Origin of the sequence: Flavobacterium sp. (assembly GCF_039932285.1) — a bacterium.
Lineage (GTDB): Bacteria > Bacteroidota > Bacteroidia > Flavobacteriales > Flavobacteriaceae > Flavobacterium.
The window spans coordinates 47,927-64,924 of the sequence record NZ_JBDTQE010000008.1 but is presented as its reverse complement, the minus strand read 5'-3'; the positions used below and the strand labels follow the sequence as shown (position 1 = coordinate 64,924).

The 16,998-nt window shown below is 33.0% G+C and carries 18 protein-coding genes; 12 read left to right on the top strand and 6 right to left on the bottom strand.

Annotation, left to right across the window (positions count from 1 at the left end; genetic code table 11):
* Nucleotides 1–26: 26 nt before the first annotated feature.
* The 3 genes from ABI549_RS03315 to ABI549_RS03305 all read right to left on the bottom strand — a co-directional run bounded on the left by ABI549_RS03315 (nucleotide 27) and on the right by ABI549_RS03305 (nucleotide 4,520).
* Nucleotides 27–1,901 carry a M1 family metallopeptidase gene (locus ABI549_RS03315; RefSeq protein ID WP_348075032.1) on the bottom strand — a complete coding sequence of 625 codons (1,875 nt, stop codon included), beginning with the start codon at nucleotides 1,899–1,901 and terminating at the stop codon, nucleotides 27–29.
* 83 nt (nucleotides 1,902–1,984) lie between these two features.
* Nucleotides 1,985–3,589, bottom strand: coding sequence for a S8 family peptidase (locus ABI549_RS03310; RefSeq protein WP_348075031.1), 1,605 nt, complete (start codon nucleotides 3,587–3,589; stop codon nucleotides 1,985–1,987).
* A 70-nt stretch (nucleotides 3,590–3,659) separates the two neighbouring features.
* The gene (locus tag ABI549_RS03305; RefSeq protein WP_348075030.1) at nucleotides 3,660–4,520 is read right to left on the bottom strand and encodes an MBL fold metallo-hydrolase; all 861 of its coding nucleotides are present in this window, start codon (nucleotides 4,518–4,520) and stop codon (nucleotides 3,660–3,662) included.
* A gap of 251 nt (nucleotides 4,521–4,771) precedes the next feature.
* Here ABI549_RS03305 and ABI549_RS03300 point away from each other — a divergent pair, with 251 nt between their 5' ends.
* The 5 genes from ABI549_RS03300 to sufD all read left to right on the top strand — a co-directional run bounded on the left by ABI549_RS03300 (nucleotide 4,772) and on the right by sufD (nucleotide 9,199).
* Nucleotides 4,772–5,101 carry an iron-sulfur cluster assembly accessory protein gene (locus tag ABI549_RS03300; protein WP_348075029.1) on the top strand — a complete coding sequence of 110 codons (330 nt, stop codon included), beginning with the start codon at nucleotides 4,772–4,774 and terminating at the stop codon, nucleotides 5,099–5,101.
* A gap of 78 nt (nucleotides 5,102–5,179) precedes the next feature.
* Nucleotides 5,180–6,625 carry a Fe-S cluster assembly protein SufB gene (sufB, locus tag ABI549_RS03295; protein ID WP_348075028.1) on the top strand — a complete coding sequence of 482 codons (1,446 nt, stop codon included), beginning with the start codon at nucleotides 5,180–5,182 and terminating at the stop codon, nucleotides 6,623–6,625.
* Between the two features lie 73 nt (nucleotides 6,626–6,698).
* Nucleotides 6,699–7,088, top strand: coding sequence for a four helix bundle protein (locus ABI549_RS03290; protein WP_348075027.1), 390 nt, complete (start codon nucleotides 6,699–6,701; stop codon nucleotides 7,086–7,088).
* Between the two features lie 43 nt (nucleotides 7,089–7,131).
* Entirely contained in the window at nucleotides 7,132–7,881 is a 750-nt protein-coding gene (gene sufC / locus ABI549_RS03285) for a Fe-S cluster assembly ATPase SufC (protein WP_348075026.1), read from the top strand.
* Between the two features lies 1 nt (nucleotide 7,882).
* The gene (gene sufD, locus ABI549_RS03280) at nucleotides 7,883–9,199 is read left to right on the top strand and encodes a Fe-S cluster assembly protein SufD (RefSeq protein WP_348075025.1); all 1,317 of its coding nucleotides are present in this window, start codon (nucleotides 7,883–7,885) and stop codon (nucleotides 9,197–9,199) included.
* Between the two features lie 60 nt (nucleotides 9,200–9,259).
* On the opposite strand, the gene ABI549_RS03275 is transcribed toward sufD, so the two are convergent.
* Both ABI549_RS03275 and ABI549_RS03270 read right to left on the bottom strand, forming a co-directional pair.
* Nucleotides 9,260–9,454 carry a hypothetical protein gene (locus ABI549_RS03275; protein ID WP_348075024.1) on the bottom strand — a complete coding sequence of 65 codons (195 nt, stop codon included), beginning with the start codon at nucleotides 9,452–9,454 and terminating at the stop codon, nucleotides 9,260–9,262.
* Nucleotides 9,455–9,576: 122 nt separating this feature from the next.
* Entirely contained in the window at nucleotides 9,577–10,923 is a 1,347-nt protein-coding gene (locus ABI549_RS03270; RefSeq protein ID WP_348075023.1) for a serine hydrolase, read from the bottom strand.
* Nucleotides 10,924–11,123: 200 nt separating this feature from the next.
* On the opposite strand from ABI549_RS03270, the gene ABI549_RS03265 reads away from it, so the two are divergent.
* The 6 genes from ABI549_RS03265 to ABI549_RS03240 all read left to right on the top strand — a co-directional run bounded on the left by ABI549_RS03265 (nucleotide 11,124) and on the right by ABI549_RS03240 (nucleotide 15,170).
* The gene (locus ABI549_RS03265; protein WP_348075022.1) at nucleotides 11,124–12,338 is read left to right on the top strand and encodes a cysteine desulfurase; all 1,215 of its coding nucleotides are present in this window, start codon (nucleotides 11,124–11,126) and stop codon (nucleotides 12,336–12,338) included.
* Between the two features lie 118 nt (nucleotides 12,339–12,456).
* A complete protein-coding gene (locus ABI549_RS03260) occupies nucleotides 12,457–12,960 on the top strand; it encodes a hypothetical protein (RefSeq protein WP_348075021.1) in 504 nt (167 codons plus the stop codon).
* Complete coding sequence (locus ABI549_RS03255) at nucleotides 12,960–13,379, top strand: SufE family protein (RefSeq protein WP_348075020.1); 420 nt, start codon at nucleotides 12,960–12,962, stop codon at nucleotides 13,377–13,379. The genes ABI549_RS03260 and ABI549_RS03255 overlap by 1 nt, the downstream gene beginning before the upstream one ends.
* A 7-nt stretch (nucleotides 13,380–13,386) precedes the next feature.
* Entirely contained in the window at nucleotides 13,387–13,710 is a 324-nt protein-coding gene (locus tag ABI549_RS03250; RefSeq protein WP_348075019.1) for an SUF system Fe-S cluster assembly protein, read from the top strand.
* Nucleotide 13,711: 1 nt separating this feature from the next.
* Nucleotides 13,712–14,218 carry a DUF2480 family protein gene (locus tag ABI549_RS03245; RefSeq protein WP_348075018.1) on the top strand — a complete coding sequence of 169 codons (507 nt, stop codon included), beginning with the start codon at nucleotides 13,712–13,714 and terminating at the stop codon, nucleotides 14,216–14,218.
* Between the two features lie 55 nt (nucleotides 14,219–14,273).
* Entirely contained in the window at nucleotides 14,274–15,170 is an 897-nt protein-coding gene (locus ABI549_RS03240; protein ID WP_348075017.1) for a DUF3078 domain-containing protein, read from the top strand.
* Between the two features lie 80 nt (nucleotides 15,171–15,250).
* Here ABI549_RS03240 and ABI549_RS03235 read toward each other — a convergent pair whose 3' ends face one another.
* Entirely contained in the window at nucleotides 15,251–15,847 is a 597-nt protein-coding gene (locus ABI549_RS03235; RefSeq protein WP_348075016.1) for a riboflavin synthase, read from the bottom strand.
* A 57-nt stretch (nucleotides 15,848–15,904) separates the two neighbouring features.
* On the opposite strand from ABI549_RS03235, the gene pdxA reads away from it, so the two are divergent.
* Entirely contained in the window at nucleotides 15,905–16,954 is a 1,050-nt protein-coding gene (gene pdxA, locus ABI549_RS03230) for a 4-hydroxythreonine-4-phosphate dehydrogenase PdxA (protein WP_348075015.1), read from the top strand.
* Nucleotides 16,955–16,998: the final 44 nt, after the last annotated feature.

Genomic DNA, 16,998 nt, shown 5'->3' with positions numbered 1-16,998 from the left:
CAGCTAAAAGTTCTAAAAAAAATCTTCTATTTCTTAATATAAACATTATTTTCTCTATTCACATCAGCCATTAATCCACTTGGATCAATTGTGATGTTTTTTAATGGAGATTTTGCATTAATTTTAAATTCGAATGTAGGATAAGCCCAATCCCAACCGTCAAGAACCGTTCTTTTTATAGCTGGATTTTGGTTTTCTTTTGTCCAACGCATTAACGTTTGTGGAATATAAAAACTTTCTTGACTTCCGTCTTCATAAGTGACTAAAATATCCAGAGGCATAGGCATTCTTCCTATTCTTTCGAGTATTATTTTTGTGTTTTCTCCAGGATTTTCTACACTTTTAATTCCGTAATCAATTGTATTTGTAGTTTTTGTCCAGTCGTTTAAGTACCAATCTAGATTTGCTCCCGATACTTTTTCGGCTGTATGTTTTATGTCATTTGGCGTAGGATGCGTAAACTTATAATCTGCAAAATAACGTTTCAATGTTTTCATGAAGTTTTCTTTCCCGATGATATATTCTAACTGAGATAAGAATATATTTCCTTTACTGTAAGCATCAATACTGTAACTTCTGTTCTCATCATAACGATCAGAATGGGTGCTTTGCGGTTGCTCTTTGCCAGATTTTACTAAAGCATAATAACCTGTATAAGAATCTGCATGAGGATTTTCTTCTTTTTTAGCGGCAATTTCATTCATACCATAATTTTCTAACCAAGTGGTAAAACCTTCATCCATCCAGCTGTTTTTACTTTCGTTTGATGCCAATACGTGTTGAAACCAAGAATGTGCCATTTCGTGTGCTGTAACGCCTAATAAACCATCAAAAGTCCCTTCACCAAGAATTAGTGTACACATTGCATATTCCATTCCGCCATCACCTCCTTGAATAACGGAATATTGCTCATAAGGATATTTACCAACCGTTTTGTTGTAAATATCCATAAGTTGTGCTGTTTTAGGCTGTAAATTCTTCCAGTTCTCGATAATTTTTGGATTGTTTTTATACAAGAAATTTAATGTTGTTCCAAAATTTGTTACTAATTTATCATGAATGTAATTCTTGTCGGCAGCCCAAGTAAAGTCGTGTACATTTGGCGCAATAAAATGCCAAGTTAATGTTTTTTGTTTCTTAGGAAGGTTTACAATAACTCCAGTATCTTGGTAATTATACCCTATTTGATTTCCGTTTTGCAAATAACCAGAACCTCCTAAAATATAGTTTTTATCAATCGTTATATTTACATCAAAATTTCCCCAAACACCATGAAATTCTCTTGCAATATATGGATCTGCTTGCCAACCTTCATAGTCATATTCCGCCATTTTAGGATACCATTGAGACATCGAGAGTTCTACGCCTTCCTTGTTATTTCTTCCAGAACGACGAATTTGTACAGGAACTTGCCCATCAAAATCTAATGAAAATGTAGTCGAAGTGTGAGGCAATAATGGTTTTGCTAAATCTACTTCGAGAATTGTGCTCACAACCTTATTTTTGAGTTCAATTCCGTCTTGTTTTAAGTTTGAAATTTTCAAAAATCCTATTTCATTAGGTTTTAAAGCTGCAATTCTACTTTCTTTTACCTCTTTATCTCCTACTTTTACTTTGGTCACCATTCTTCCGTCAGGATCTTTTATCGCTTTTAATCTTGCATCCATACAACTATTGGGCTGAAAAGCATTGTTGAACAAATGGTAATACACGCGATGTAAAGTATCGGGAGAATTATTGGTGTAAACTAAAGTTTGCTTCCCTTTATATTGATAGGTTTTTACATCCATCGAAACCTCCATTTTATAATCCACTTTTTGTTGCCAATATCCCGGATTTGGATTGTTTTGAGCTAAAATTGTTCCGAAACTAAATAAAGTAAGTAAGAGTATTTTTTTCATTTGTATGGTATTAAAAAAACAGCTTTCACAGAGTTAAAAAAATATCCTGCGAAAGCTGTTTTTTGAATTTAAAATATATAAAACTATTTTTTCGCAGTCATTTTTTCAGCTAAAACCAAAGCATTATAAGCATTTACAATTTTCCCTGTTTTAGAAATAGAAGCTAAAGTAGTTTGAGTTCCTTCTGCTCCAGCTAAATTGAAAGAGTTAGTTAGTGACGTTCCAGAATCCATGATAATATGTTTTACTTGCGAAGCAGTTAAACTTGGATAATAAGCACGAACTAAAGCCGCTACACCAGCAACATTAGGCGATGCCATAGAAGTTCCTTGTAGATATTCGTAAGTGTTTTTTGGTGTTGTAGCATAAATTTTTACTCCAGGCGCAAAAATATCAACATTTACTTTTCCGTAGTTAGAGAAATTTGCCATTTGTGAAGCTCCATATTCATAGTTTAACGCTCCAATTGTCAATACATTATCTGCATATTCTGGTTTTGCACCATCTGTATCGTTAGGAAAATTAGGCGCTGTGTCTATATCTTTTGCGTCATTTCCTGCAGCATGCACAAATAACACATCTTTAGATTCAGCATATTTTATAGCATCATAAACCCATTGTCTGTTTGGAGAATAATTTTTTCCAAAACTTCCGTTAATGACTTTTGCACCGTTATCTACAGCATAACGAATCGCTAATGCAATGTCTTTGTCATATTCATCTCCGTTAGGAACAGCACGAACTGACATAATTTTTACTGCATCTGAAGCAATACCATCTCCACCTATTTTATTATTACGAATCTGAGCAATAATTCCCGCTACGTGTGTACCATGTTTTGCACCTTCTTTTTTAGGGCCATAAACAATATTGTTTCCGTAATATTTGTTAGTCATATCGTATCCATTATCACCTAAAACTTTACGTCCATCAAATTCTGTATTTAAATTAAAATTTAATTGGTCATAAACATAGTCTTTGTATTCTTGAATTTGAGAATCAAATTCTGCTTTTGGAGTACCTGACAGAATTTGAGTAAACATTCCTTTATACTGAACCATTGTTGGGTCGGTAGTTTGCATTGCTTTTACATCTGCCAAAGTAAAATTATCTTTTTTAAGAAATGTTCTAACCGCTTTGTCAGCAGCAAGAAGCATATCTACTTGTTGTTTTTGAGGAGCTAATTCTTCTTTGCTTTTTTCGAGTTCTGCAGAAGCTGACTTAAATTGCTCAGAGCCGTCATCTCCTTTTTTAACAATACGTGTCATTTCTAACTGCTCGTTTTCGGTATCACCTAAAAAATTCCAACCATGCACATCATCAATAAAACCATTATTGTCATCATCTTTTTTGTTTCCAGCTATTTCTTTGGGATTAGTCCAGATTTTACCTTTCAAATCTTCATGATCAATATCAACTCCCGAGTCAACAATTCCTACAATAACAGTAGTCATTTTTTTACCTTTCAAAAAATCATAAGCTTTATCTACACTCATTCCTGGAACAGTATCTTTCACTAGGTCTAAATTACTCCAACGTTTCATATTGGCTTCAGAAAGTGGTGTTGTTTTTAGTGGCATTTTATCGATATTCGCAGGATTAGTGCTCATTACCGTTTTCGCTCCACCACAACTAGCCATTGTAAAAGCGATTATTCCAGAAATAAAAATTGGTTTTAAAATTCTCATGATATTATAATTTAGTTCTATTTTTTGCATAAAAGTCTTGATTTTTCAATCAATTTTACATTTTTTAACATTATGTTAATATTTCTAAACACGAAAATGTTTCTTTTAGTCGAATTCCTTTTTCAGTTTGCTCGACAGTAATTATTTCATTATGTGCGTCATGTTCTAGAAATAAATAATAATTATTTTGGGCAGCAGCAGTTAAAAATTTTGATTTTTCTGGCATGGTTAGCAATGGTCTTGTATCGTAACCCATCACATAAGGCAAAGGCAAATGTCCAGCAGTTGGAATTAAATCAGCACAAAAAGCAATCGTTTTATCTTGGTATTGAATATGTGGAATCATCATTTTTTCGGTATGACCATCAACAAAAAATATTCCAAAATCTAACTCTGATTTAGGTAAGAAATCACTTTCAGGTCTTTTGATAAAATTTAACTGTCCACTTTCCTGCATTGGCAAAATATTTTCGGATAAAAAAGATGCTTTTTCGCGATTATTAGGCTTTGTTGCCCATTCCCAATGATTTTCGTTTGTCCAAAATTTTGCGTTTTTAAAAGCTACTTCGTAACCTGTTTTGTCTTTATTCCATTGTACACTTCCGCCACAATGATCAAAATGAAGGTGCGTCATAAAAACATCGGTAATATCATCACGGGAAAAACCATATTTGGCTAGTGATTTATCCATTGAGTGGGTTCCCCAAAGTGAATAATAACCAAAAAATTTCTCTGATTGTTTGTTTCCCATACCAGTGTCAATTAAAATCAATCGATTTCCATCTTCAATCAAAAGACATCTTGCGGCAATATCGATTAAATTATTTTCGTCTGCTGGATTAGTTTTGTTCCAAATGGTTTTAGGTACAACGCCAAACATAGCACCGCCATCGAGTTTAAAATTGCCTGTTTCTATAGGATAAAGTTTCATTTTTTTATTTTAAGACTGCAATTTAAGGAAATTCGTTTGTTTTAAGAGAATCAAATAGACTTTTTCTATTGCATCATTAGTTATAAAAATGTTAGTAAAACTTGTAAAAAGCATTTTATGACTTATCTTTGTCATTAATTTAGACAAAATCAAAATAAGCTATGAAATGAGCATTAGAAAAAACATTAATTTAAAGTTGTTGTTTCTATGCGAATTACATAACTCCAATAAAAATAAATAACAACGAGGTTATGATACAAGTTTCAGATACAGCAAGTAAGAAAATTGTCGATATGATGAATGATGACGGTTTTGATGCTGCCAAAGATTACGTTCGAGTAGGCGTAAAATCTGGTGGTTGTTCAGGTTTGTCATACGAATTAAAATTTGACAAAGAAATTGGAGAAAATGATAAGATTTTTGAAGTAAATAATGTAAAAATTGCTGTCGAAAAAAAGAGTTTTCTTTATTTAGCAGGTACAATATTAGAATTTTCTGGCGGATTAAACGGAAAAGGATTTGTTTTTAATAATCCAAATGCAAGCAGAACTTGCGGATGCGGAGAATCGTTCTCCCTTTAGTCAAAAGTTGAATATCATAAAGTCGAAAGGCTTATAATGACTTTAAAACTTTGGACTTTAAAAACTTTAAGACTAAAAATGAAATATACAGAAGACGATTTAAAAATTGAACTCGAAACAAAAGAGTACGAATATGGTTTTTACACTGATATCGAATCGGAAACGTTTCCTATTGGCTTAAACGAAGATATTGTGCGTGCCATTTCTCAAAAGAAAGAAGAACCGCAATGGATGACCGATTGGCGTATTGAAGCTTTTCGTGCTTGGCAAGAAATGGTAGAACCAGAATGGGCAAATGTACATTATGCAAAACCTGATTTTCAGGCTATTTCCTATTATTCGGCACCAAAATCTATCGATCCAAATAAGACTTTAGATGATGTAGATCCCGAACTTTTAGCCATGTACAAGAAGTTAGGAATTAATGTTGATGAGCAAAAAATGATGAACAATATCGCTATGGATATTGTAGTCGATTCAGTTTCAGTAGCTACAACTTTCAAAAAGACATTAAACGAAAAAGGAATTATTTTCTGTTCTATTTCTGATGCTATCAAAGAACATCCGGAATTAGTTCAAAAATATTTAGGAACCGTTGTGCCACAAAAAGATAATTTTTATGCCGCATTAAATTCGGCTGTTTTCTCTGACGGAAGTTTTTGTTATATCCCAAAAGGCGTTCGATGCCCGATGGAACTTTCAACTTATTTCAGAATCAATCAAGCCGGAACAGGACAGTTTGAAAGAACACTTCTCATTGCCGACGAAGGAAGTTATGTTTCGTATTTGGAAGGTTGTACTGCGCCAAGTCGTGATGAAAACCAATTACACGCAGCCGTGGTCGAGCTAATTGCTCTTGATGATGCTGAAATTAAATATTCTACAGTTCAAAACTGGTATCCAGGAAACAAAGAAGGAAAAGGTGGAGTGTATAACTTTGTAACCAAAAGGGGGATTTGCGAGAAAAACGCAAAAATTTCTTGGACACAAGTTGAAACAGGCTCTGCAATTACATGGAAATATCCATCAGTAATATTAAAAGGAGATCATTCGATAGGGGAATTTTACTCTATTGCAGTAACTAACAATTTTCAGCAAGCGGATACTGGAACAAAGATGATTCACATTGGTAAAAACACCAAATCGACTATCATTTCTAAAGGAATTTCGGCAGGAAAATCACAAAATAGTTACCGTGGTTTAGTAAGAATTGGTGCCGGTGCAGATAATGCTCGTAATTTTTCACAATGTGACTCGTTATTGATGGGAAATAATTGCGGTGCGCATACATTTCCATACATCGAAAGTAAAAATACTTCAGCAAAAATAGAACACGAAGCAACGACAAGTAAAATTGGAGAAGACCAAGTATTTTATTGCAACCAAAGAGGAATTCCAACCGAAAAAGCGATTGCATTAATTGTAAACGGTTTTAGTAAAGAAGTCTTGAATAAATTACCAATGGAATTTGCTGTGGAAGCACAAAAACTATTAGAGATTTCGTTAGAAGGTTCAGTAGGTTAAAAATTTGTTTAAAGTTTAAGGTTTAAAGTTGAGCAACCTAACCTTAAACAAAGAAAACTTTAAACTAAAAAACATGGCAACAATAACTAGATTCGAAGATTTAGAGATTTGGAAAGAAGCTAGAAGATTGGCTAAAGAAATTCATGCCATCTGTATTGAAACTGAATTAAAAAACGATTTTAGATTTAGAGATCAGATAAAAACTTCATCAGGTTCGGTAATGGATAATATTGCAGAAGGATTTGAAAGAAATGGGAATTTAGAATTCAGACAGTTTTTGTCTATCGCAAAAGGATCGGCAGGAGAAAGTAGGTCACAATTATATAGAGTTTTTGATTGTAATTACATTAACGAAGATAAATTTAATATACTAAAGACTGATTTTGAAAATTTAAGTGGAAAAATAAACAATTTTATATCATATTTAAACAAGAAAGATTTTAAAGGCACCAAGTTTCAGTAAACACGAGAACTTTAAACTTTAAACTTTAAACTAAAAAAAGCAAATGTTATCAATAAAAAATTTACACGCTTCGATTGAAGACAAAGAAATATTAAAAGGAATAAACCTTGAGGTAAAAGCAGGAGAAGTTCATGCGATTATGGGGCCAAATGGCGCCGGAAAAAGCACGCTTTCGGCAATTATTGCTGGAAACGAAAATTATACTGTAACTGATGGAGAAATTATCCTAGAAGGAGAAGATATTTCTGAATTAGCGCCAGAAGAAAGAGCACATAAAGGCGTTTTCTTATCGTTTCAATATCCTGTTGAAATTCCAGGAGTTTCGGTAACAAATTTCATGAAAACAGCTATTAACGAGTCTCGTAAAGCACGTGGACAAGAAGATATGCCTGCCAATGAAATGCTGAAACTAATTCGTGAAAAATCAGAACTATTAGAAATAGATCGTAAATTCTTATCTCGTTCTCTTAATGAAGGTTTTTCTGGAGGAGAGAAAAAACGTAACGAGATCTTTCAAATGGCGATGCTTGAACCTAAATTAGCAATCCTTGACGAAACCGATTCTGGTCTTGATATTGATGCTTTGCGTATTGTAGCAAACGGAGTAAACAAACTAAAAAGCAAAGACAACGCAGTAATCGTAATTACGCATTACCAACGTTTGTTAGACTATATAGTTCCAGATTTTGTACACGTTCTTCATGATGGAAAAATCGTAAAATCGGGAGGAAAAGAATTGGCGTTAGAGTTAGAAGAAAAAGGATACGATTGGTTAAAACAAGAAGTTAACTAAGATGGAATTGAAAGAAAAATTATTATCGTCATTTATGGCTTTTGAAGAAAAAATAGATTTTCATCAAGAGCTTCACGATGTGCGTAGTCAAGCTATAAAAAACTTTGAAAACAAAGGTTTTCCAACTAAAAAAGAAGAAGCTTGGAAATACACCTCGCTAAATACCATTTTAAAAAATGATTTTAGTGTATTTCCTAAAAAAGAAAACAGCATCGAATTTGCCGAAGTAAAAAAATATTTCCTACACGAAATAGACACTTACAAAGTAGTTTTTATCGACGGAATATTTAGTTCATTTTTATCTTCAACCTCACACGATGGTTTGGATGTTTGTTTAATGTCATCGGCATTAAATAAACCGAAATACAAAATGTACATCGACGAATATTTTAACAAAATAGCGAGTAAAGAAGAAAGTTTAACATCCTTAAATACGGCTTTTGCTAGCGAAGGGGCGTACATACATATTCCGAAAAGTAAAGTGGTAGAGAAACCTATTGAAATTGTTTATTTTTCGACAGGTTCAGAAGCGGCACTCATGGTGCAACCTCGCAACTTAGTAATCGTTGGCGAAAATGCACATGTACAAATCATCGAACGTCATCAAAGTTTAAATGACAATCCTGTTTTAACCAATTCGGTTACTGAAATTTTTGCTCAAAAACGAGCGATTGTCGATTATTATAAAGTACAAAATGATGTGCAAACTGCCAATTTGATTGACAATACATACATCTCACAAAAACAAGAAAGTAACGTATCTGTTCATACTTTTTCTTTTGGTGGAAACATTACAAGAAACAACCTGAATTTTTACCATCAAGGCGAAAGAATCGATTCTACGCTGAAAGGTGTTACCATTATTGGTGACAAACAACACGTAGATCATTATACATTGGTACAGCATGCTACGCCAAACTGCGAAAGCCATCAAAATTACAAAACCATTCTTGACGGATCATCAACGGGCGTTTTTAACGGAAAGATTTTTGTAGAAAAAGAAGCTCAAAAAACGGATGCTTTTCAGAAAAATAACAATATTCTATTAAGCGACAAAGCCACGATTAATGCAAAACCACAACTAGAAATTTTTGCAGATGATGTAAAATGTTCTCATGGTTGCACGATAGGACAACTAGACGAAAATGCCATGTTTTATATGCAACAACGCGGAATTCCTAAAAAAGAAGCCAAAGCTTTATTGATGTATGCTTTTACAAGTGAAGTAACAGGAAGTATAAAAATACCAGAACTGAGAAGTAAAATAGCCCGAATCATTGCCGACAAATTAGGCGTGAAAATGGGATTTGATTTATAATAGAAAGGTTGTCGAAAGGCAACCTTTCTTATTTATTCTATTTTAGGTTCATACAAAGAATTATGATTCGTCTTTGGTAGTTCGGATTAAACTAATACCAGAAATAAAAAATACAGCACCCAAAATTCCATAAATAATTAGGGATTTAACATCTTTTTCGCTTCCAGAGGTTCCTGTAAATATTACTGCTGTATAAATTAGACCTGCTATTCCGAGAACAGTAAGTAAGGAACCGAAGATTCTTTTTATATTCATGACTTCATGGTTTTTAATGATATGTAAGTTAAACTGTTTAACCGAGATGTTAAAGATAGTTACAAAATTGTAGCACAGTGTTATAGGATTCTGATAAAAACTTATATTATTCACGCTTAAAATTACTTCTTCAAACTCCCCAAAATACCTTTCAACATACCATTAAAATCAAACTCTCCGTCTTCTTTTAGTCCCATTCTCACAATAACAATATCTAGCGACGGAATAATAAACACATTTTGCCCTTGAAAACCATTGGCAGAATATAAATCTTTAGGAGCATCTGGATATTTTCCTCCTGCATTTAGCCAAAATTGTCCGCCATAAACACCGTTAGAATCATTAGTTGGTGTGGCTACATATTTTGCCCAGCTTTCATCAAAAATTTGTTCACCATTCCAATTTCCCTTGTGCAAATAAAGCAAGCCAAATTTTGACCAATCACGAGCCGTTGCCCAGCCGTATGAAGAACCAACATAATTTCCGGCCATATCGGTTTCTATCACCATCGAATTCATTCCTATTTTATCAATTAACGACGAATACCAAAAATCTAAATACTCTTGGTGTGTTTTAAACTGGTTTCTTAAAATTCCAGACAATAAATTGGTCGTTCCAGAGGAATAATTCCAGTGTGTGTTGGGTTTAAACTTTGCAGGTTTTACAATTTGCGATTTCGACATGTCTTCTGCTTGAAAAAGCATTTTTGTTGCATCAGATATTTTCTCGTAATCTTCTTCCCATTCCAATCCAGAATTCATGTGTAACAAATCGTTTGTGGTAATATTTTTGCGTTCATCATTTTGCCATTCTGCAATTGGAGCGGGTTTATTAATATCGAACTTCCCTTGTTTTTGAAGAATTCCGAAATAAGTCGCCGTAATGCTTTTTGTCATAGACCAACCTAGAATTTTAGAATCTTTTGTAAAGCCAGTATCGTATTTTTCGGCAATAATTTTGTCTTTATAAATGACTAATAAAGCGCGAGTTCGTTTCTTTTTTTCTCCTTTTTTATCGAAAGCATTTGCTACAGCTTTGTCTAATTTTGTATAATCAATATTCTCAAAAACAACTTTCTCAGCTTCCTTATTTCCATAAGGAAAAACTAAATTGTTGTTTAGTTTTGTTCTTTTTGGCATTTCATAAGGTTTGGATTCATCAAAATCATCATTTATCAAAGTAGCTCCTAATCCTTCTCGGTATATTGCTTTTCGTTCTTTCAAACCATAAACGGAAGCTGAAGCTGATTTAGAAGTTTCTCCAATTTCGTTTTTTGCTAAATCAATCATATCAATATCATTGTCGCCTTTTTCAATCATATCAAGACTTCGGTTATCAATAAAATGGCCTGAAGCCACACTTTTAGCAGAAAAGCCAGAAATTAAATCCAATTTAGGATACGTTGTAAAACCGAAATAAACTAAAAATAAAAGTAACGCTAAACCCAGAATTTTGAATGCTTTTTTCATATAGGAAAATTTATAACTTAACGCAAGTTAAGAAAATTTACCATATAAGACATTTAAGAAAATATAAGTGAATCTAAACAAACTTACATGTCCTTAAATGTCTTATGTGGTTTAATAAATATTAAAATTTATTAACGAATGTTTCATTAAAATATAAAGCAATTGTATTACTTTTGTATTTAGAATTTTTCTAAATAACTATGTTAGATATAAATAAAATAAGAACCGATTTTCCAATTCTTACTCAAAAAGTAAACGGGAAACCATTGGTTTATTTCGATAACGGTGCCACTTCTCAAAAACCACAAATAGTAATTGATGCTATTGCGACGTATTACCAAGAAATAAATGCCAATATTCACCGTGGTGTGCATACGCTAAGCCAATTGGCAACCGATGCTTATGAAGAATCACGCATTAAAATTCAAAACCATATTAATGCAAAATTCGCTCACGAAGTGCTTTTTACATCAGGGACAACATTTGGAATAAATCTTGTTGCCAACGGATTTGCATCTATTTTAAAACCAAATGATGAGGTTATGGTTTCGGCACTCGAACATCATAGTAATATTGTGCCTTGGCAAATGTTATGCGAAAAAACAGGTGCGAAACTGGTTGTAATTCCTATGAATGAAAATGGAGAATTAATCCTATCTGAATACGACCGATTACTTTCTAATAAAACCAAAATTGTTACTGTAAATCATATTTCGAATGCGCTAGGAACTGTTAATCCTATAAAATATATGATTGACAAAGCCCATGAAGTAGGTTCCGCCATCCTAATCGACGGAGCGCAAGCTGTCCCACATCTTAAACCCAATGTACAAGAACTAGATTGCGATTTTTATGTTTTTTCAGGACACAAAATGTGCGGTCCAACAGGAGTAGGGATTTTGTACGGAAAAGAAGCTTGGCTAAATAAACTTCCACCATATTTAGGTGGTGGCGAAATGATAAAAGAAGTGACTTTCGAGAAAACAACGTATGCCGATTTGCCACATAAATTCGAAGCAGGAACGCCCAATATTGCAGGCGGAATTGTGCTAGGAACTGCTGTCGATTATATGAATTCGATAGGTTTCGAAAACATACAACAACAAGAAAAAGAATTATTAGCCTACGGAACTGAACGATTATTAGAAATAGAAGGTCTAAAAATTTACGGTCAAGCCAAAGAAAAAACATCGGTAATTTCTTTTAATATTGACGGAATTCATCCATACGACATTGGTACAATTATTGACAAGCTAGGAATAGCAGTTCGTACAGGTCACCATTGTGCTCAGCCCATTATGAATTATTTTAAAATTCCAGGAACTATAAGAGCCAGTTTTGCGTTTTATAATACAAAAGAAGAAATTGATATATTTGTAGAAGCTGTCAAAAAAGCAAAAACAATGTTGTCTTAAAATTATTTGAAGCTATTCCTGCTGTGCGCTATATCTTTTCCTTGCTAAAGGAGCAAGAAAAAGGTAATTGCGAGAGCAATTCGACCATCAGGGCTAAAAACTCTAAAAAACAAACATTATGAAAACAATTGCATTAGTATTTTTAAGTTTATTTTTGACTAAATCATGTCAGAATAAAAAGGAGTTAGTTGAAAATGCTCAGGCTATTGAGGCAACTAAAATTGAAGAAAATAAAACCGAAATGCCTGAAAATAAAGTTCAAACAGGAACAAAAGTTGAATATGAAGCAACGTCTAGAGGTTTTTTTAGCAAAATCATATTCGAAAACAATCAGATAACAATTGCTTCTGATAGAAACAATCCAGAAAAAGTTACCGTTGTTATGCTTACTAAAGAAGATGTTTCAGAAATATCAAATTTAATTAAGGCAGTAAATCTAGACGAATTGCCAAATCTAAAAGCACCATCAGAAGCAAGAACGTATGACGGCGCACCACACGCAAACTTAACTATTACATCAAACGGGACAGTATATACTGGAGCTGGTTTTGACGCTGGAAATCCACCATCCGACATCGCAAAATTAGTTTCAAAATTAGTTTCCTATTCAGAGAAAAAATAATGACAATAAAAGAAATTCAAGAAGAAATTGTAGATGAGTTTTCAATGTTTGATGACTGGATGCAACGTTACGAATACATCATCGATTTAGGAAAAAACCTTCCCTTAATAAAAGAAGAATTCAAAACCGATGAAAATATTATCAAAGGTTGCCAATCGAAAGTATGGTTACAAGGGGAGCAACATGATGACAAAATCGTTTTTACTGCCGATAGTGATGCTATTTTAACCAAAGGAATAATTGCCATATTAATTAGAACTTTTTCTAATAAAACCGCCTCAGAAATTCTCGAAGCCGATATGAATTTTATTGACGAAATTGGATTGAAGGAACATTTGTCACCAACACGAGCCAACGGATTGGTTTCGATGATAAAACAAATAAAAATGTATGCATTGGCTTTTCAAGCTAAAAATTAAAAATATTATGGAAGAATTTAACGATACAATCAATTTAGGAGAAGCAGCGGTAAAAGTTTTAAAAACTATTTACGACCCAGAAATCCCTGTAGATATTTATGAACTAGGTCTAATCTATGATGTTTTTGTAAATGAAACATTAGATGTAAAAATCTTAATGACACTTACTTCACCAAACTGTCCAGTTGCCGAAACTTTACCAAGAGAAGTAGAAGACAAAATCAAAAAAATAGATACTGTAAAATCTTGTGAAGTCGAAATCACATTCGATCCACCATGGACAAAAGATTTGATGAGTGAAGAAGCAAAATTAGAATTAGGGATGCTATAAAATGCAAGACGAAATAATAAATAAGGTTGCTAATTCTGTACTCGAAGTTTTCGATTTAGAGGATTATTATGCAAAAGAAATTCGGACTCAAATAGATATTTCGCAGTGGCTTTATGAAGGTTTTTTGTTAAAAGAAAAAGACTTTCGTGAAGCACTAAAAAATCATGATTGGTCACAATATGAAAACCATTATGTAGCCATACATTGTTCAACAGATGCTATTATTCCTGCATGGGCTAGTGTTTTGGTTACAATTCATGTTTTTCCATTTGCTAAAAAAATAGTAAGTGGTAATTTGCAAGATTTAGAAACTAGTTTATACCAAGAAATACTATCTGTTATCGATTATTCTAAATACCAAGATAAACCTGTAATTATAAAAGGTTGCTCTAAAAAACCGGTTCCAGAAAGTGCATATATTCTTGCCGTACAGAAACTCCAACCCTTTGCAAAAAGCATTATGTATGGCGAGGCTTGCTCTGCAGTTCCTTTGTTTAAAAGAAAATAAAACTACTCTTTTCTTTATTTTTTATAAATTTGTAGGAAATTTAAAGACAAAGAATATGAGAAAAATAATTTTAGTAGTAACAATTTTACTTTTTGGCATTAATGCTAATGCTCAAGTAAATGAAAAAGAATTACTTAATAAAAACGCAGAAGCCGCAAAAAAAGCAGATGACACTACAAATGTAGGTTGGAAACGTGGCGGAAACATTGTATTTTTATTCAATCAATCGGCGTTTAATAATGATTGGTTGGGTGGCGGAACAGCAAACATGGCTGGGAGTTTAGGACTTAACTACGATTTTAATTACAAAGCTGGAAAAATAGTTTGGGATAACAAAATAATTGGCTCTTATGGTTTAACCAAACTTAAGGGACAAGACATGGTAAAATCAGATGATAGGCTAGAATTCACCTCACTTTTCGGAAGAAAAGCAGGACAAGGAAACTGGTATTATTCATGGTATTTGAACTTTAAAACACAAATGGATTCTGGTTTCGACCCTAAAACAGGTGTAAAAATATCGCATTTTTTCTCACCAGCTTATTTCCAATCAGGTCCAGGTATGTTATGGAAAAAAAGCGATAACCTAAAATTGAATATTGCACCAGCAACCTCAAAATTAATATTTGTTCATGATCATTTTACGCAATTAGGTTCCGCTTTTGGAGTAGAACAAGGAAAATCTAGTCGATATGAATTTGGTGCGGCTCTAAACGGATATTATAAATTAAACTTGATGGAAAACATTTCGATGGAAAACATTTTAAATTTATATTCTAATTATCTAGACAAACCACAAAATGTAGATATCGATTATCAAATGAATTTAGTTATGAAAGTCAATAAATATATTTCTACAAATGTAGCATTCCAAGCCTTGTACGATGACAATGCTAGAGGCGCTTTCCAAATTAGAGAAGTATTTGGTTTAGGCGTAAATTATGGTTTTTAGATTAAAATAGTACTTATATAAAAAAAAATCCCAACTAATAGTTGGGATTCCTTTTCATATATATTTTTTTGAATAAAATCCTATTTATCAAGATGTAAACCATGTAATCTTGCCACATATTTTCCAATAACATCAAATTCTAAATTTATTTTTGTTCCAATTTTAAAATTTTTAAAATTTGTATGGGCATAAGTATAAGGAATAATAGCCACGCTAAATTGGTTTTCTTTAGAGTTTACAACCGTTAGGCTCACACCATTTACGGTAATCGAACCTTTTTCGATAGTTATATTGTGCAGGTTTTTATCATATTCAAAAGTAAAATACCAGCTTCCATTAGCTTCTTCAATAGTTGTGCAAATCGCAATTTGGTCCACATGTCCTTGTACAATATGTCCGTCAAGTCTGTCGCCAAGCTTCATCGCACGTTCCAGATTTACCACATCATTCACATTCCAATTTGACAAATTAGTTTTATCAATCGTTTCTTTGATGGCGGTTACGGTATAAATATCGTTATCAATATTTACAACGGTCAGACAAACACCATTATGCGCTACACTTTGGTCTATTTTAAGTTCGTTTGTAATGTTAGACGCTACTTTAATATGAATATTTTCGCCGTCTTTTTCTAATGCTTTTATTGTACCGAGAGTTTCTATGATTCCTGTGAACATTGCTGGTTTTATTTTAGTAAATTTGCATTCAAAATTAGCAATAAATACGTTGAACTGATGACAAAAAGAGCAGAAAATATAATTGTAGGCATTTCTATAGGAGATTTAAACGGAATAGGTAGCGAAGTAATCCTAAAATCGTTTGAAGATTCGAGAATGTTAGAGCTATGCACACCCATAATTTTTGCTAATGTAAAAATCCTTTCATTTCTTAAAAAAGAACTTAGATTAGAAGCGCCTTTACACGGAATAGATCGATTGGACCAAATGGTTATTGGTAAAATAAATGTGTTAAATGTTTGGAAAGAAGGTGTAAATATAAATTACGGTCAGCTTGATAATGAAGTGGGTAAATATGCAATAAAATCTTTTGTGGCCGCAACCAAAGCACTGAAAGATGGCGATATAGATGTTTTAGTAACGGCGCCAATAAGCAAATCGAATATTCAAGCCGAAGATTTTAAATTTCCTGGCCACACCGATTATTTAGACCAAGAATTAGAAGGAGATGCGCTAATGTTTATGATTCAAGATAATTTACGTGTCGGATTGCTTACGGATCATGTTCCGTTAAGTGAGGTAGCAAAACATTTGACAGAAGAATTAATTAGAAAAAAAATAAAAACAATAAATAAATCATTAATCCAAGATTTTGGCATCAGAAAACCAAAAATTGCAGTTTTAGGACTCAATCCACATTCTGGAGACAATGGTGTTATTGGTGACGAAGAAGATAAAGTAATCAAGCCCACTTTAAAGAAAATTTTCGACGAAGGAACGCTGGTTTTTGGTCCGTTTTCTGCCGATGGTTTCTTCGGAAGCAATCAATATGAAAATTATGATGCCGTGATTGCAACTTATCACGATCAAGGATTAATTCCTTTTAAAACCTTGTCATTTGGAAAAGGAGTCAACTATACCGCAGGTTTAAACAAAGTAAGAACATCACCCGACCATGGAACAGCGTTTGAAATTGCAGGAAAAGGAATTGCCGATAATAATTCGTTTCTAGAAGCAATATATGCAGCTATAGATATTTTTAAATCTAGAAATGAATACGCGGAAATGACAATAAAGCCACTTAAAACAAAAGAAAAGCAGTTATAAACAAAAAAATGTTGATAACGCTTTTAAGTTTATAAAAAATTTAT

What these genes read in the sequence shown, in the direction of transcription:
- ABI549_RS03315 (WP_348075032.1), bottom strand. Translation starts at nt 1,901, where the DNA reads ATGAAAAAAATACTCTTACTTACTTTATTTAGTTTCGGAACAATTTTA.
- ABI549_RS03310 (WP_348075031.1), bottom strand. Translation starts at nt 3,589, where the DNA reads ATGAGAATTTTAAAACCAATTTTTATTTCTGGAATAATCGCTTTTACA.
- ABI549_RS03305 (WP_348075030.1), bottom strand. Translation starts at nt 4,520, where the DNA reads ATGAAACTTTATCCTATAGAAACAGGCAATTTTAAACTCGATGGCGGT.
- ABI549_RS03300 (WP_348075029.1), top strand. Translation starts at nt 4,772, where the DNA reads ATGATACAAGTTTCAGATACAGCAAGTAAGAAAATTGTCGATATGATG.
- sufB (WP_348075028.1), top strand. Translation starts at nt 5,180, where the DNA reads ATGAAATATACAGAAGACGATTTAAAAATTGAACTCGAAACAAAAGAG.
- ABI549_RS03290 (WP_348075027.1), top strand. Translation starts at nt 6,699, where the DNA reads ATGGCAACAATAACTAGATTCGAAGATTTAGAGATTTGGAAAGAAGCT.
- sufC (WP_348075026.1), top strand. Translation starts at nt 7,132, where the DNA reads ATGTTATCAATAAAAAATTTACACGCTTCGATTGAAGACAAAGAAATA.
- sufD (WP_348075025.1), top strand. Translation starts at nt 7,883, where the DNA reads ATGGAATTGAAAGAAAAATTATTATCGTCATTTATGGCTTTTGAAGAA.
- ABI549_RS03275 (WP_348075024.1), bottom strand. Translation starts at nt 9,454, where the DNA reads ATGAATATAAAAAGAATCTTCGGTTCCTTACTTACTGTTCTCGGAATA.
- ABI549_RS03270 (WP_348075023.1), bottom strand. Translation starts at nt 10,923, where the DNA reads ATGAAAAAAGCATTCAAAATTCTGGGTTTAGCGTTACTTTTATTTTTA.
- ABI549_RS03265 (WP_348075022.1), top strand. Translation starts at nt 11,124, where the DNA reads ATGTTAGATATAAATAAAATAAGAACCGATTTTCCAATTCTTACTCAA.
- ABI549_RS03260 (WP_348075021.1), top strand. Translation starts at nt 12,457, where the DNA reads ATGAAAACAATTGCATTAGTATTTTTAAGTTTATTTTTGACTAAATCA.
- ABI549_RS03255 (WP_348075020.1), top strand. Translation starts at nt 12,960, where the DNA reads ATGACAATAAAAGAAATTCAAGAAGAAATTGTAGATGAGTTTTCAATG.
- ABI549_RS03250 (WP_348075019.1), top strand. Translation starts at nt 13,387, where the DNA reads ATGGAAGAATTTAACGATACAATCAATTTAGGAGAAGCAGCGGTAAAA.
- ABI549_RS03245 (WP_348075018.1), top strand. Translation starts at nt 13,712, where the DNA reads ATGCAAGACGAAATAATAAATAAGGTTGCTAATTCTGTACTCGAAGTT.
- ABI549_RS03240 (WP_348075017.1), top strand. Translation starts at nt 14,274, where the DNA reads ATGAGAAAAATAATTTTAGTAGTAACAATTTTACTTTTTGGCATTAAT.
- ABI549_RS03235 (WP_348075016.1), bottom strand. Translation starts at nt 15,847, where the DNA reads ATGTTCACAGGAATCATAGAAACTCTCGGTACAATAAAAGCATTAGAA.
- pdxA (WP_348075015.1), top strand. Translation starts at nt 15,905, where the DNA reads ATGACAAAAAGAGCAGAAAATATAATTGTAGGCATTTCTATAGGAGAT.